Genomic DNA, 342 nt, shown 5'->3' on the forward strand with positions numbered 1-342 from the left:
TTGTTTTTGGAATTGGCGTTATTTACAACGCCAGTTTTTGAGTTGGGGATGTGCTCATTAGCATCATCCCGATTTCATGTGAGTTTTAGTAGTGGCAGCTAGCGATATTAACTTCTTGTTGACGAGATGCTAACTCTGCATTGTTAACAACAGTGCTATCAAAAGCAGCTTGACCTGTTTGATTCACTCTCTGAGCAGAGAATTGTCCACCAGAACCGCTGTAGCAATAACGTCCATCTTTGAGTTTGATTAGTTGTTGGTTGTTCTTCAACTCAGCATTGTTGATTACTTGGCTACCACCAAATGCTTTACCGTTTTGATCAACTTCTTGGACGTTGAACT

At 40.6% G+C, this 342-nt stretch carries 1 protein-coding gene; it reads right to left on the reverse strand.

Features of this window, described 5'->3' with window-relative positions; translation table 11 throughout:
* Positions 1-85: 85 nt before the first annotated feature.
* Positions 86-342, reverse strand: a 257-nt coding sequence (locus tag UYC_RS0132000) for a hypothetical protein (protein WP_026087715.1), incomplete at its 5' end; no start/stop codon positions are given.

This window comes from Chlorogloeopsis fritschii PCC 6912 (genome assembly GCF_000317285.1).
Classification (GTDB): domain Bacteria; phylum Cyanobacteriota; class Cyanobacteriia; order Cyanobacteriales; family Nostocaceae; genus Chlorogloeopsis; species Chlorogloeopsis fritschii.